The 11,495-nt window shown below is 59.6% G+C and carries 13 protein-coding genes; 6 read left to right on the top strand and 7 right to left on the bottom strand.

The annotated features are described in order from the left end of the window. The 3 genes from GRI43_RS12820 (at position 1) to GRI43_RS12810 (ending at position 2,345) form a co-directional block, all read left to right on the top strand. A complete protein-coding gene (locus GRI43_RS12820) occupies positions 1–1,200 on the top strand; it encodes a dihydrolipoamide acetyltransferase family protein (RefSeq protein ID WP_160731473.1) in 1,200 nt (399 codons plus the stop codon). Next, positions 1,197–1,457 (top strand): acyl carrier protein, encoded by a 261-nt coding sequence (locus GRI43_RS12815; protein ID WP_160731472.1) that lies wholly within the window; start codon positions 1,197–1,199, stop codon positions 1,455–1,457. The genes GRI43_RS12820 and GRI43_RS12815 overlap by 4 nt, the downstream gene beginning before the upstream one ends. A 123-nt stretch (positions 1,458–1,580) precedes the next feature. Continuing rightward, complete coding sequence (locus GRI43_RS12810; protein WP_160731471.1) at positions 1,581–2,345, top strand: glucose 1-dehydrogenase; 765 nt, start codon at positions 1,581–1,583, stop codon at positions 2,343–2,345. A gap of 51 nt (positions 2,346–2,396) precedes the next feature. On the opposite strand, the gene GRI43_RS12805 is transcribed toward GRI43_RS12810, so the two are convergent. From GRI43_RS12805 to GRI43_RS12795, 3 genes are all read right to left on the bottom strand, one after another. Further along, entirely contained in the window at positions 2,397–2,843 is a 447-nt protein-coding gene (locus GRI43_RS12805; protein WP_160731470.1) for a host attachment family protein, read from the bottom strand. A gap of 228 nt (positions 2,844–3,071) precedes the next feature. Further along, positions 3,072–3,566 carry an Hsp20/alpha crystallin family protein gene (locus GRI43_RS12800; protein WP_160731469.1) on the bottom strand — a complete coding sequence of 165 codons (495 nt, stop codon included), beginning with the start codon at positions 3,564–3,566 and terminating at the stop codon, positions 3,072–3,074. 129 nt (positions 3,567–3,695) lie between these two features. Beyond that, a complete protein-coding gene (locus GRI43_RS12795) occupies positions 3,696–4,853 on the bottom strand; it encodes a L,D-transpeptidase family protein (RefSeq protein ID WP_160731468.1) in 1,158 nt (385 codons plus the stop codon). 159 nt (positions 4,854–5,012) lie between these two features. On the opposite strand from GRI43_RS12795, the gene GRI43_RS12790 reads away from it, so the two are divergent. Both GRI43_RS12790 and GRI43_RS12785 read left to right on the top strand, forming a co-directional pair. After that, the gene (locus GRI43_RS12790) at positions 5,013–6,170 is read left to right on the top strand and encodes a sensor histidine kinase (protein ID WP_235903756.1); all 1,158 of its coding nucleotides are present in this window, start codon (positions 5,013–5,015) and stop codon (positions 6,168–6,170) included. Further along, a complete protein-coding gene (locus tag GRI43_RS12785; RefSeq protein ID WP_160731467.1) occupies positions 6,163–6,780 on the top strand; it encodes a response regulator transcription factor in 618 nt (205 codons plus the stop codon). The genes GRI43_RS12790 and GRI43_RS12785 overlap by 8 nt, the downstream gene beginning before the upstream one ends. Positions 6,781–6,789: 9 nt before the next feature. Here the strand turns inward: GRI43_RS12785 and GRI43_RS13900 are convergent, their stop codons facing one another. Next, positions 6,790–6,966, bottom strand: coding sequence for a hypothetical protein (locus GRI43_RS13900; protein ID WP_202391711.1), 177 nt, complete (start codon positions 6,964–6,966; stop codon positions 6,790–6,792). 352 nt (positions 6,967–7,318) lie between these two features. Here GRI43_RS13900 and GRI43_RS12780 point away from each other — a divergent pair, with 352 nt between their 5' ends. Beyond that, on the top strand, positions 7,319–8,494 hold the full coding sequence (locus GRI43_RS12780; RefSeq protein ID WP_160731466.1) for a DUF8173 domain-containing protein: 1,176 nt from the start codon (positions 7,319–7,321) through the stop codon (positions 8,492–8,494). A 65-nt stretch (positions 8,495–8,559) separates the two neighbouring features. Here GRI43_RS12780 and GRI43_RS12775 read toward each other — a convergent pair whose 3' ends face one another. The 3 genes from GRI43_RS12775 to GRI43_RS12765 all read right to left on the bottom strand — a co-directional run bounded on the left by GRI43_RS12775 (position 8,560) and on the right by GRI43_RS12765 (position 11,487). Then, positions 8,560–9,897, bottom strand: coding sequence for a transporter (locus GRI43_RS12775; protein WP_160731465.1), 1,338 nt, complete (start codon positions 9,895–9,897; stop codon positions 8,560–8,562). Positions 9,898–9,993: 96 nt separating this feature from the next. Next, complete coding sequence (locus GRI43_RS12770) at positions 9,994–10,608, bottom strand: peptidoglycan-binding domain-containing protein (RefSeq protein WP_160731464.1); 615 nt, start codon at positions 10,606–10,608, stop codon at positions 9,994–9,996. Positions 10,609–10,626: 18 nt separating this feature from the next. Beyond that, complete coding sequence (locus GRI43_RS12765) at positions 10,627–11,487, bottom strand: hypothetical protein (protein ID WP_160731463.1); 861 nt, start codon at positions 11,485–11,487, stop codon at positions 10,627–10,629. Between the last annotated feature and the right edge of the window lie 8 nt (positions 11,488–11,495).

The following is an 11,495-nucleotide window of genomic DNA, read 5'->3' as shown; positions in this document are numbered from 1 at the left end:
ATGGGCACTTTCACCATGCCATCGCTCGGTGCCGACATGGAAGCCGGCATTCTTGTCGAGTGGCTGAAGCAGCCCGGCGAAGAGCTGTCGCACGGCGATATCATCGCGGTTGTCGAAACAGACAAGGGCGCGATCGAAGTCGAAGTTTTCGAGGATGGCCGGTTGGACCGGCTATTGGTCGAGCCGGGCACCAAGGTCCCCGTTGGAACTCCTCTGGCGGAAATCGCCGGTTCCGGAACGCAAGCGCAAGCCAGCCCGCCACCCGAGCCGCATGTCCCGGCTGATGCCCCGGTTGAAACTGCCCCGCCAGCCCCGCCTGTCTCCGCCCGACCAGAAGCGGAACCAGTTTCATCCATCGCACCGATTTTCGGGGCAGGAGAGCGGATTTCGCCAGCCGCACGAAAGCTCGCGTATGACAAGGAGCTGGATCTGAATGCACTCCAGGGAACCGGGCCGGACGGTGCAATTATTCTGGCAGATGTCCAGAAAGCGGCAGGGTTGGCTGCAGGCGGTGCAAACCGCACTCGGCCCCGCAATCTGGCCCCGATGCGCCGGGCAATTGCAGCAGCAATGTCGCGTTCGAAACGTGAAATTCCGCATTATTATCTCTGTCACAGCTTCGATGTGTCAGCGGCGCGGGAATGGCTGGATGCATTTAACGGCGGCAAACCGCCAGCCGAACGACTTGTGTTCAGCGCGCTCACCCTGAAGGCGGTGGCATTGGCTGTCAGCGAGTTTCCCGAATTCAACGGATTTTACGGGCAGAATGGTTTCAGTGCGAGCCGCAGCATTCATGTCGGCATTGCCATTGCCTTGCGCGGCGGCGGTCTGGCAGCACCGGCGATCCACAATACCGACAGGCTATCACTGCCCGAACTGATGCTTGCGATGAACGATCTCGTTAGCCGCACGCGGGCCGGCGGCTTTCGTTCGTCGGAGATCAGCGATCCGACTGTGACAGTCTCCAGCCTCGGGGAACGCGGGGTCGAGGCGCTGCTGCCGATAATCTATCCGCCACAAGTCGCGATTATCGGGTTCGGCAGTGTGGTCCAGCGTGCATGGGCGACCGGCGGGGCAGTACAGGTTCGCCCGGTGATGTGCGCCACGCTGGCCGCCGATCACCGGGCAAGCGACGGGCATCGAGGCGCCCTGCTGCTGCGCCGTATAGAGGAACTGCTAAGCCATCCGGAGGGGTTATGAACCGCGAAGCTATGCGGGCAGTCATCGCAGAAGAAATTAGCGCAATCGCACCGGAGGCGGACCTTTCGGCGATTGGCGAGGCGGAGGATCTGCGCGAGGCGCTGGACCTCGATTCGATGGATATTTTCAACCTTGTCGTGGCGGTCAGCAAACGCCTGCAATTCGATATTCCCGATGCCGATGCAGGACATCTGGTCACGCTGGGCGGAGGAGCCGAATATCTGGAACGGAAACTGCGGGAGGCAGGCGAAGGATAGTGGGAACCGGGAGCGCCGGGCGAACCGGCTTTCCGGACAATTGCGTAATGCCCGCACCCGTTCGCTCGCTCTATCAGCAACTGTGGTCGCAGCCCGGTAACGCAAACTGGCGAGGCGGAGATCATGACAGATAACAAGCGAGAACGCGTGGCTCTGGTCACAGGTGCCAGTTCGGGCATCGGGCGCGCAACTGCGCGGGCATTTGTTCGGGCAGGATACGCTGTTGCGCTGGTCGATCGTGATGCAGACCAAGGCAAAACGGCCTGCGCCGAACTGCAGGCGGATGGGGGCGATTGCACTTTCGTCATCTGCGACGTTGCCGATGAAAGTCAGGTTGCCGCAATGGTCAAGAAGGTGATCACCCATTTCGGGCGGATCGACGCCGCATTCAACAATGCCGGCATAGAGGGCGAAACCGCCGAAACCGATCAGACGACCACGGAAAACTGGGACAGGGTCATGAACGTGAACCTGCGCGGCCTGTGGTTCTGTATGCGGGAAGAACTCTATTTCATGCTGAAGGAAAACGAAGGCGGCACAATCGTGAACTGCGCGTCCGTCGCGGGGCTAGTCGGGATACCGGGCATCCCTGCATACGTCGCCTCGAAGCACGGCGTGGTCGGCCTGACCAAGGCAGCCGCGCTCGAATATGCCGAGCGGAACGTGCGTATCAACGCGGTATGTCCGGGGGCTATCGAAACACCAATGTTGCAGCGGTTCATGTCCAGCACCGAAGGCGGCCGCGAACAGATGGTGGCAACCGAACCCATGGGTCGCATCGGCACGCCCGGCGAAATTGCCGATGCGGTAGTGTGGCTATGCAGCAGCGGGGCCAGTTTCATGACCGGTCAGGCCGTGGCGGTCGACGGGGGATGGACCGCCAAATAAGCGGGCGGGCGCTTCTTCGCTCACGCAGCATGATCCGTCAGTCGGCTGATCTCAGCTAGGTTCGTACGCTATAACCAGCCGGGCAATTTCATCGACCGGGTGGTTGGCAAAATCCTTGGCAATCTCACCTGCCAATCTGTCTTTGACTGCAGCATCGTATTTCCGCCGGAGCACGCCGAGCGCAGCGGGCGGAGCCGCTATGATGAGGTCGCCTTTCTGATCCGCGGCATGGCCTGCAAAGGCCTCCGCAGCCTTTATGACAAAACGATCCTCGGCTTCTTGATGGGGGTCGGCCCGGCTCTTTGTATCGCGTCCGAAGCCTGCGCTGGAAAAGCCCAGGCCGGGCGCATCGGCCATGATATCGGCATTCTTTTCGCTCTCCGCGCGGCGCTCCTCAATCACCGTGAGTTCGGGTTCCACTGTGTCGCCATCATTGCGCAGCACCATCATTTGCGATCCGTCTACGACCAGCAACAATGTTCCTCGTGCGATTTTCATATTGATCCGCCCATGCCTGTATCTTGATCCAACCAGTTAGCCTGCACCCGCCCAGTGCAGACATACGGACATGTCCGGATGGGGCCGGTCAGCCATTGCGGTTTCTGAATACCGATTTGAGCAGCACCGTGGTGACTTTGGCTACTCATATAAAAACACCCCGATCACGATGGATCGGGGTGTAAATTGCCGACGTCGGGTCGCAAGTGGCGCCGGCAAACTGGGACTTCAGGCCTGTTTTGGCGCTTCGGTCTTGATCTGGATGTGGCGCCGCTCCGAACCTGCTTCGTGGCTGCGCGGGATAGTGATGCGAAGAACACCGTTTGAGGTTTCCGCCTCAATCTTGTCGGTCATCCCGTCAGCGGGGATCGCAATGCGCCGTTCGAAACTGCCGTAGCTACGTTCCGAAATCACGTAATCCTGTTTGCTTTCCTCGCGCTCTTCCTTTTTCTCGCCCTTGAGGATGAGCATGTCCCGGTCGATCTGCAGATCGACATCCTCAGGCTTTATTCCCGGAATCTCGGCCGCGACTACATAGGCTTCATCGCTCTCGGTCATTTCGACAGCCGGTGAGCCATTGAAATGGAACGCAGGCCAGCGCGCGGGAAAATCATCGAACAGATGATCCATACTGCTGCGCATCCGGGCGAATGGTTCCAGAAAACGATCCGCAATCTTGCTTTCCTGAAGCGGTCTTGGAGAGGTAACTATCTGATTGACCATTATCCATACCTTGATTGATTGGTTGTTCCGACAATCAAGAAATATGCTGCCCGCTTATTGGCCGCGATACGGAAATCTCCCTAAAATCGGTGCCGTGAAGCGGACCGGACACGCACAATTAGCTAGGCATCATCCGAGCGAGCATTCGGCTTCGATCCCCGCCTGGCGGGCCGCAGGAAGGCCGTCTCTCCGGTAGACATCGGTGAGATAGCGCACGCCTGAATAGCCATCCGGTTCAGCCGTGAAATAGGCGATATAAACCGGGATCGGCTGATCGAGCATGACCTTGACCGTGTCCCCCGCGGCGATCACAGCATCGATGTCGTAATCGCCCTGCCCGCCCGCAGCGAGCAATGTTCCGACGAATTCAAGCGCGCGATCAACGCGAACGCATCCATGGCTCAAGGTGCGGCTTTCTCCGTCGAACAATGATCTGTTCGATGTGTCGTGCAGGAACACACTGAACCGGTTCGGCATCACCAGCTTCATCCGGCCAAGTGCGTTGTTGTCGCCCGGCCTCTGCCGGTATCTGCCATTCTGATAGACGTAGCCACGCGCCCGCGCCGCCGCAGGGTTTCGCCAGACCATCGCTGCAATTCCCTCTGCAGCGATGCTGGAGGGAATTTCCCACCACGGGTTTAAGATCACGCCGGTAACCTGCGTGGTGAATACCGGAGTGGGGCTGGCCGGTTTGCCGACGATGGTGCGCCAGCGGCCCACTGGCTGGGCATTCGACCACAAGGTGACTTCCTGGCTTGCAGCGTTGGCGAGCAGGTAGCGAGGCCCAAGGTCGCGCGGCATCCACCGCCAACGGGCCAGGTTCCTCGCCAATATCAGCTTTCGGTTCTCGTCCGTTTCCCGCGCATAGGCCGCCGATAGTTTGCGGTAATACGGATGCTGCGGCCGCATACTTCTAAGGTAGAGGTCGAGCGTGTTGTCACTCAGCGCGGTTTCAAGACCGCTGCGCCATTCCTGTTCGCTGGCCGGGTCAACTATATGCCAACGCGCCGGTCGCTCCGGCCCGCAGCACCGGCCATGGTAAGCCCGCAGCAGCCGCATGGCGGCAGCGTGTGATACCCGGTCGAGCACCTCTTCATCGGCGGCATCAATCGCCCGGCGGATGGCAGCCGCTTCGTCTGGTGGAAGCGCAATCGCTTCATCTTCTGCGCGGTCGATCCAGCGGGCAAGATTTTCGGATTGCGGCGGCTGCCAATCGCGCGCCTGAGCTGCATTATTTGTTAGCCCCACCTGCAGCAGGATCAGAAAGATCGGGGCAAAAAACTTCATGTTTCAGTTCCACTATTGATGGGTATCAAACCGCCAATAGGTAATATCCCGTATGGTCCGCACCGCACCTGCTTGTACCTCGACAGGACGAAGAAATGACACATCCTGGCCGATCGTATAACTTATTTGGATGTACCGTATCCTGAAAGAACTGTTTCCTTGAACAAGAAGAGTAATCAACCCGCATCGACCAGCAAACAGGTGCGATATGTGGACACCATGCATGCGCTGATCGACACGGTCCCGGATGCGATGATTGTCATCAACTCGACCGGCGAAATCATATCCTTCAGCCAGGGGGCGGAAAAGATGTTCGGGTATCAGGAAGCCGAACTGGTCGGCAAAAACGTCAGCCTGCTCATGCCATCGCCCGACCGGGAGGCGCATGACGGCTATTTGCGCCACTACATCACTACCGGAGAGCGGCGCATCATCGGGACCGGGCGCATCATTTCGGCAATTCGGCACACTGGAGAAGTTTTCCCGGCGAAGCTTTCCGTGGGCGAAATGTTTGTCGGAGAGATCCGTATGTTTACCGGATTTATCCGGGATCTGAGCGAGCAGCGCGAAACAGAACAACGGATTTACAGTTTGCAGGCCGAACTGGCGCACGTGTCCAGAATCACGTCGCTGGGCACCTTCGCCAGTTCGCTCGCCCATGAATTGAACCAGCCGCTGACTTCGGTTGCCAATTATATCGACGCGGCAAAGGATCTTCTTGCCGACCCGACCACAGAGAATATCGATATGGTGCGCGGCGCGCTGGTCGAATGTTCGACCGAAGCAATCCGCGCGGGCAGAATCATCCACCGGCTGCGGGAATTCATCGTCCGCGGCAATGCAAGGCCCGAAATAGCCAGCCTGTCCAAAATCGTCCGCGAGGCGACAGCACTGGCGCTGGTGAATGGCGACGGAAAAGGAGTCGATTTCTCCACCCGTCTCGACCCGGCGTGCGACACGGTTCTGGCGGTGCCGGTGCAAATTCAGCAGGTTCTGGTCAACCTTCTCCGCAACGCTCTGGAAGCGATGGAAGATTCCGAATTCAAACGCATCGTCATCGCGTCAGAGCCCTCGGGACTGAAAAAGGTCACCGTCTCCGTCAGCGACAGCGGCCCAGGTCTGGAGCCGCAAGTTGCCGAACGGTTGTTCCACCCATTCATAAGCACGAAGCCAACCGGAATGGGCCTTGGTCTGTCCATTTGCCATACAATTGTCACTGCTCATGGCGGCAGGATCGGGGCCGAACCTTCCGAATTGGGCGGCACCATTTTCAGGTTCACTCTCGACCGAGCCTCAGTGGAGGAATCCGATGAATGAATTTCCAGTGTATGTAATCGATGATGACGATTCAGTCCGCCGATCTGTCAGCTTCATGCTGAAAACATCGGGCCGCAACGTCACTACCTATGAAAGCGGCAAGGCGTTGCTGAAAGATATCGGGAAACTGTCACCCGGCAGCATTCTGCTCGACATCCGGATGCCGGAGATGGACGGGCTCGACGTTCAGGAAGAAATCACGGCACGCGGCATTCCCTATCCGGTCACCATAATGACGGGCCACGGCGATGTGGAACTGGCGGTGCGGGCGATGAAAGCCGGGGCGATCGATTTCATTGAAAAGCCGTTTGAAAAAACCACCCTGCTCGAGGCAATCGAGGAAGCCGACCACAGGTTAAGCGATGCCAGCAACCGTCATTCCCGGCGTGATGAAGCGCGGCTCTTGCTCAACGGACTGACGCCGCGCGAACGCGATGTTCTGGAAGGGCTTGTCCAGGGCCACCCGAACAAAACCATTGGTTATGATCTGGGCATCAGCGCAAGGACGGTCGAAATTCACCGTGCCAACCTGATGAACAAGCTGGAAGTTCGCAACTTGTCCGATCTGCTGCGGATCGCCTTTGCCGCCGGGGTCGGCGACACGGATTAGCGCGCGGGTTCAGGCCCGATCTTCGGGCGGGACCTCGTCCGGGCTGCGGTCAGGTTCGTCAAAATCGGGGGCCGGCGGATCAAGCTCTGGCACGCTGGGCGGGGCCGGTTGATCCGGCACGAATGGCGTTTCCGGCGGGGATTGCGGATCGATCCTGTCGGGTTGATCTGGCGGCGTAGTGGCCATTGTTTCTGTTCCTTTTCAAACACCGGGACCGGGCTGCGCCATTGTGCCTCAAGCGCGGTGCAAAGCAAGTGGCTGCATAACACCATGACGCGCCGCCCCATCCATACGTAACACACCAGAGGGAAGCGGCGCTGCCACGGTCCGGCAGGCGTTCGGCCAGCAGGCGTTCGGCCAGCAGGCGCGCTGCGGCTGCCTGCCGGCGTTAGGTACCATCACCTAACGACCCAACCTCCGGAAATGGGAATGCTTTTCGCGCGCCGATGGTCCGATGCGACCGAACCATATGCCTCCGAGCCGGCTAGTGCCTTCGGATCGGATTGTCGGCGCGAAGACACACGAAGGGCTTTTCATCATGACCTCCCTTGCACAAGCGCTGATCAAACTGATCGCAGCCACTCTTATCATAATCCTGATCCTGTTCGCGGCGACACGCGGAGGATCGCAGACACCGCCCGAAACCGGGGAAAATGCCGAGACCGGACTAGTCATGCCGGACATGACATTTTTCTCTGCCGAGGACGTAACTGTCAGGGTCAATTCCACCGACGATGTGTTTGCCGCAGGCGGTACTGTGCGCGTGGATCAAACCTCTGCCGATCATCTGGTCCTTGCAGGGGGCGAGATTTCAGTGGCTGATGTATCGATCCAGGACCTGTTCGCAGCTGGCGGTACGATCAAGCTGGTAAGCGGAGCCGCATCTGACGACATAGTGGCAGCTGGCGGTGAAATTGATGTGGAGCCAGGCTTCAGCATTGGTAGCTCAGCCGTCCTGACCGGCGGCGAAGTCAGGGTTGAAACGCCGGTTCCGGCGGACCTTCGTGTCGGCGCGGCCAATGCCTACGTGAATTCGCCGGTTGGCGGCGATGCCCGGCTAAGCGGGGAATTGGTGACTTTGGGCCCGAAAGCCCGGATCGAAGGAGACCTGTTTTACCGCACGGAAAATCTCGTCCTCGAGCCGGGGGCCGTTGTTACAGGCAGACAGGTCCCGATGCCCGAAACCGACCGCTCTGCGATGGAAGAATGGGGTCAGGGCGCAGGCAGGCTCTTCGCGACGTTCGCGCTTTCGGTTCTGGTCGGCTTCACTGTGCTGGTCATGGTGATTGCGGTGGCAGTCCCCGCCCTGATGCGTTCTGCGTCCGATATGATCAGGCAGCGTCCGCTACAGAGCCTCGGGATCGGCGCACTGATCGCAGTGGGCGCACCGTTTCTGATTTTTCTGCTGTTTGCCAGCGTGGTCGGCGCGCCGCTGGCGATGCTGGTGGCCGCAATCTGTATATCGCTAACGCCTATCGCGATCGCGGCGACAGCCTATTTCGTCGGGATGGAGGCGCGGCGCATAGCGACCAAGCAGACAGAGCCGCCCGCCGGCATTCTGGGTCGCCTGCTTTGGCCCGGCCTGGGCGCTGCAATTGTCCTGATCCTTGGCCTGATACCGCTGGCGGGGCTGCTGGTGTGGATCCTCGCGCTGCTTTTCGGACTTGGTGCAATCGCTACGCGCGGGGGGAAAGCCCTGGCAGTGGCGACCTAGCAACCGGAACCGCCCCACCGCTCGGACGGAGCGCCACCCGTTGGCCGCTGGCCGGTCACGCGATCCTAAAACCGGAACGGCACGCGGATGTTTACCGCCATGTCAGGGCTGTCATCGGTTAGCCCGATCCCGACATTGGTGATCAGCGTGACCGTATCGCTGAGCGAAAATGTCGCCCCCAGATTGACGAGGGCCACGTTCGCCTGACTGCCCACAATCGGCCGCCAGTCCTGGTCCTCCAGCCGGATGCGCGTGCGTTTGACGAGGCGCTGGCTGTAGGACATCGAAATGCTGGACCGCTCGTTCAGGGCGAACGCCAACCCTCCGCCAAATTGAAATGCATTGCCGACATTGACCCGGCCCGGCTGGTCATCGGGGTTCTCGTCGATATCCGCAAAGCTGCGCGGGAAATTGTGAAAATAGGTGACATTTCCGAACACAATCATCGGGTCCAGCGTCTTCAGCACGGATAGCCCGGCAGAGGCGCCGTAGACCCCGCTGCCGGTCGCCAGCGTTGCGGGGACTTGCAGGTTACCTTCGCTATTGGGGACTTCGATGAACTCGACACCGAAGGGGTCCCTGCCAGTGGGGAATTTGGCCCGCGCGCTGAGCACCAGATCGGGCCGCCCGGCGCTCTCCTGCATCAACCGGAAACTGCCGCCGACACTGACATCGCCCAGCCCGTCTGCTGAAACCGTTTCCTCGATCAGCTCGCCCGCAGCGCCGCCTGCGCCGCCCGACTGGAAATTCGAAGTCCGGTAGAGGTAGGGCACGCTGGCATCCAGCGACAGCCTGTCACTCACACCGTAACGGATGGTTGGATCGACGGTAAAAATGTCCGCCTTCACCTGGTCGATGCTGATCGTGCCAAGGAAAATAGCATCAAGCGCAAGGAATCCGTCCAGATTGATGCGCGCATCATCAAAATGGGTATAGCCCAGACCCAGCTCCAGACTGAGGCGATCGCCAAAACGGCCCTGCTGTTGTTCGGTCACGTCGGTCACGGCCTGCGTCTTCGCAGGTTCCTTGAGCGTTGGCTCGTCATCTGCGCCTTCAACCGGAGACTGACCGAGAACCGAACCCGACACCGATTGCGCAGGCTGGTCCTGCTGACGGACAAAAGCCCAGGATGGATCGCTGGGCCGGGCTACGTTCGGGTTCGAGGCAAACATTCCGCGCATGACAACCAGATCGTCAGCCTCAACCGGCTCAGCATCTATCCAGGCGCGGCGATCGGAAATGTCGGCCAGTTCGGCGATACGCGCTTCGAGATTGTCGATCCGCGATTGCGACGCTGCATCGCGTCGTTCCAGTTCCGCGATCTTGTCTTGCAGAATTTCGACCTGCGATGCGGTTTCCGGCCCTGTCTCCCGGGCCTGAAGTGTCGCTGGAGTTCCGGCCAAGGCTGCAACAGCACACCCGGCCATCAACGAATGCAAAATACGAGATTTGGTCATTTCCCCCACCTTTCATGATTAACTGGCCATGTTCCGTGGCCATTACGGATTCAGCAGCGTCCACAGCGTTGCCGGGTCCGGCACACCGGTTTCGACAAGCTGTTTGTCACGTTGGAATTTCAGGAAACCTTCCCGCAGGTCGGTCGTATATTTCGCGTCTTCGGGGCCTGCGTAATAACCGAGCTGCCCCAGCGCGGCCTGGGCCCGCTTCAGAATCGTTTCATAGACAATCGCGCGGTATTCACCGCTGCCGACTTCCACCATCGGCGAAAATTCGGCGATCCTCAGCGGGCGGAAACTGGACACCATCCGCTGCAGCACATTGGCCAGTTTTTCCTCGCCATGCGTTTCACAGTGGTTGCTCAATATCAGGTCGAAAGCCGCAGCATTATGCCACGGCGAAAGATCGAAAGTTGCAGGCTCATACAGGTTGGCGGCGCTGAGGTAGCCTTCCGCAAAACCGATAAATCGCTGGTATTCCGGCGACCCTCGATCCTTGCGGGAATCGAGAAACGAGGCGCAATCCAGATTGCCCGCACCTTCGACTGCAAAGCGCCTGTCTCCGCCCGATGATCCGGCCTGCGCCTGGACAGGGCTGAAGAGAATGACTGCCGCTGCTGCCAGCGAGCAAGCTGTTTTCAATGCTGCGTTTTTCATTGCTGTCCCCCCATCGTGTTAAAATCCGAAGCCGCGCATCACTGTGATCGCTTCGGACATGCGTGCGGCAGTGCCCGTGTCGCCAAGCCCGGTCCCGACTATGATTTCGGTGCTGTTGCGAACCATGTTCGAATGCGTGTTCAGCATTGTTTGCTGGAGTACGCCGGCAGCATCGCCGCCGATTGCCTGGATCGAACTGTCGAGCCCTTCCCCGCCGGTCAGCATCACTCCGATCTGATTGTCGGCGACCCTGAATTCCAGCGTGTCGCCATCCGCGAACGGCACAACGGAGCCTTGCTCGGCTGGTGAAAGGCCGCTCATCTGCAGGTCTGCGAGCTGCGACGAGGGAACGATCGCGATGCGCATATTGTTGGCTGCGTTGTTATCGGCCCCGGCGATGATGTTGGCCTGCGCAACCCCGTCCTGCGTGCCCAAGCCGCCAATGCCGCTGATATTGGCCGGCACGATATAGGGTGAGTACCCGTCATGCACCGTGTTCACATCCATCGCCGGATCACCGTCGCGAACCCAGCCGACCAACAGTTGCGGCGCAGATCCGCCGCCGCCAGCCGCAAAATCGATGGAGAACAGCAGGCGTGCAGTCGTCGTGATCCCGGCGCTGTCCTGCCAGCTGGTGACCATGGAAATGCCAAAATAATTGATCTGTCCCTGCTGGATGAACTTGCCGCGAATATCGCCCAGCTCCGTGTCATCCACCGGATCGCCGAGGCCTTCGAGCTGGGCCAGGCTCGCCAGCGAAGTTGGTGATGCCAGCGCCATTTGCGGCACGGCCGACCCGGCAATGGCTGCAGCAACACATGCTATCGCTGAAACCCCGGCCAGCCGGGTGCCGCGAATTGTCGATCTTGAAGCAAACATTTTCAGAG

Origin of the sequence: Pontixanthobacter luteolus, from assembly GCF_009828095.1 — a bacterium.
GTDB classification, from domain to species: Bacteria; Pseudomonadota; Alphaproteobacteria; order Sphingomonadales; family Sphingomonadaceae; genus Pontixanthobacter; species Pontixanthobacter luteolus.
The sequence above is the reverse complement of the archived record's forward strand: the minus strand, read 5'-3'. Positions and strand labels throughout refer to the sequence as shown.

Bases quoted from the DNA above. Each gene is read 5' to 3' on its own strand.
- GRI43_RS12820 (WP_160731473.1), top strand. From the start codon at position 1: ATGGGCACTTTCACCATGCCATCGCTCGGTGCCGACATGGAAGCCGGC.
- GRI43_RS12770 (WP_160731464.1), bottom strand. From the start codon at position 10,608: ATGAAAAACGCAGCATTGAAAACAGCTTGCTCGCTGGCAGCAGCGGCA.
- GRI43_RS13900 (WP_202391711.1), bottom strand. From the start codon at position 6,966: ATGGCCACTACGCCGCCAGATCAACCCGACAGGATCGATCCGCAATCC.
- GRI43_RS12805 (WP_160731470.1), bottom strand. From the start codon at position 2,843: ATGAAAATCGCACGAGGAACATTGTTGCTGGTCGTAGACGGATCGCAA.
- GRI43_RS12780 (WP_160731466.1), top strand. From the start codon at position 7,319: ATGACCTCCCTTGCACAAGCGCTGATCAAACTGATCGCAGCCACTCTT.
- GRI43_RS12800 (WP_160731469.1), bottom strand. From the start codon at position 3,566: ATGGTCAATCAGATAGTTACCTCTCCAAGACCGCTTCAGGAAAGCAAG.
- GRI43_RS12795 (WP_160731468.1), bottom strand. From the start codon at position 4,853: ATGAAGTTTTTTGCCCCGATCTTTCTGATCCTGCTGCAGGTGGGGCTA.
- GRI43_RS12810 (WP_160731471.1), top strand. From the start codon at position 1,581: ATGACAGATAACAAGCGAGAACGCGTGGCTCTGGTCACAGGTGCCAGT.
- GRI43_RS12785 (WP_160731467.1), top strand. From the start codon at position 6,163: ATGAATGAATTTCCAGTGTATGTAATCGATGATGACGATTCAGTCCGC.
- GRI43_RS12765 (WP_160731463.1), bottom strand. From the start codon at position 11,487: ATGTTTGCTTCAAGATCGACAATTCGCGGCACCCGGCTGGCCGGGGTT.
- GRI43_RS12815 (WP_160731472.1), top strand. From the start codon at position 1,197: ATGAACCGCGAAGCTATGCGGGCAGTCATCGCAGAAGAAATTAGCGCA.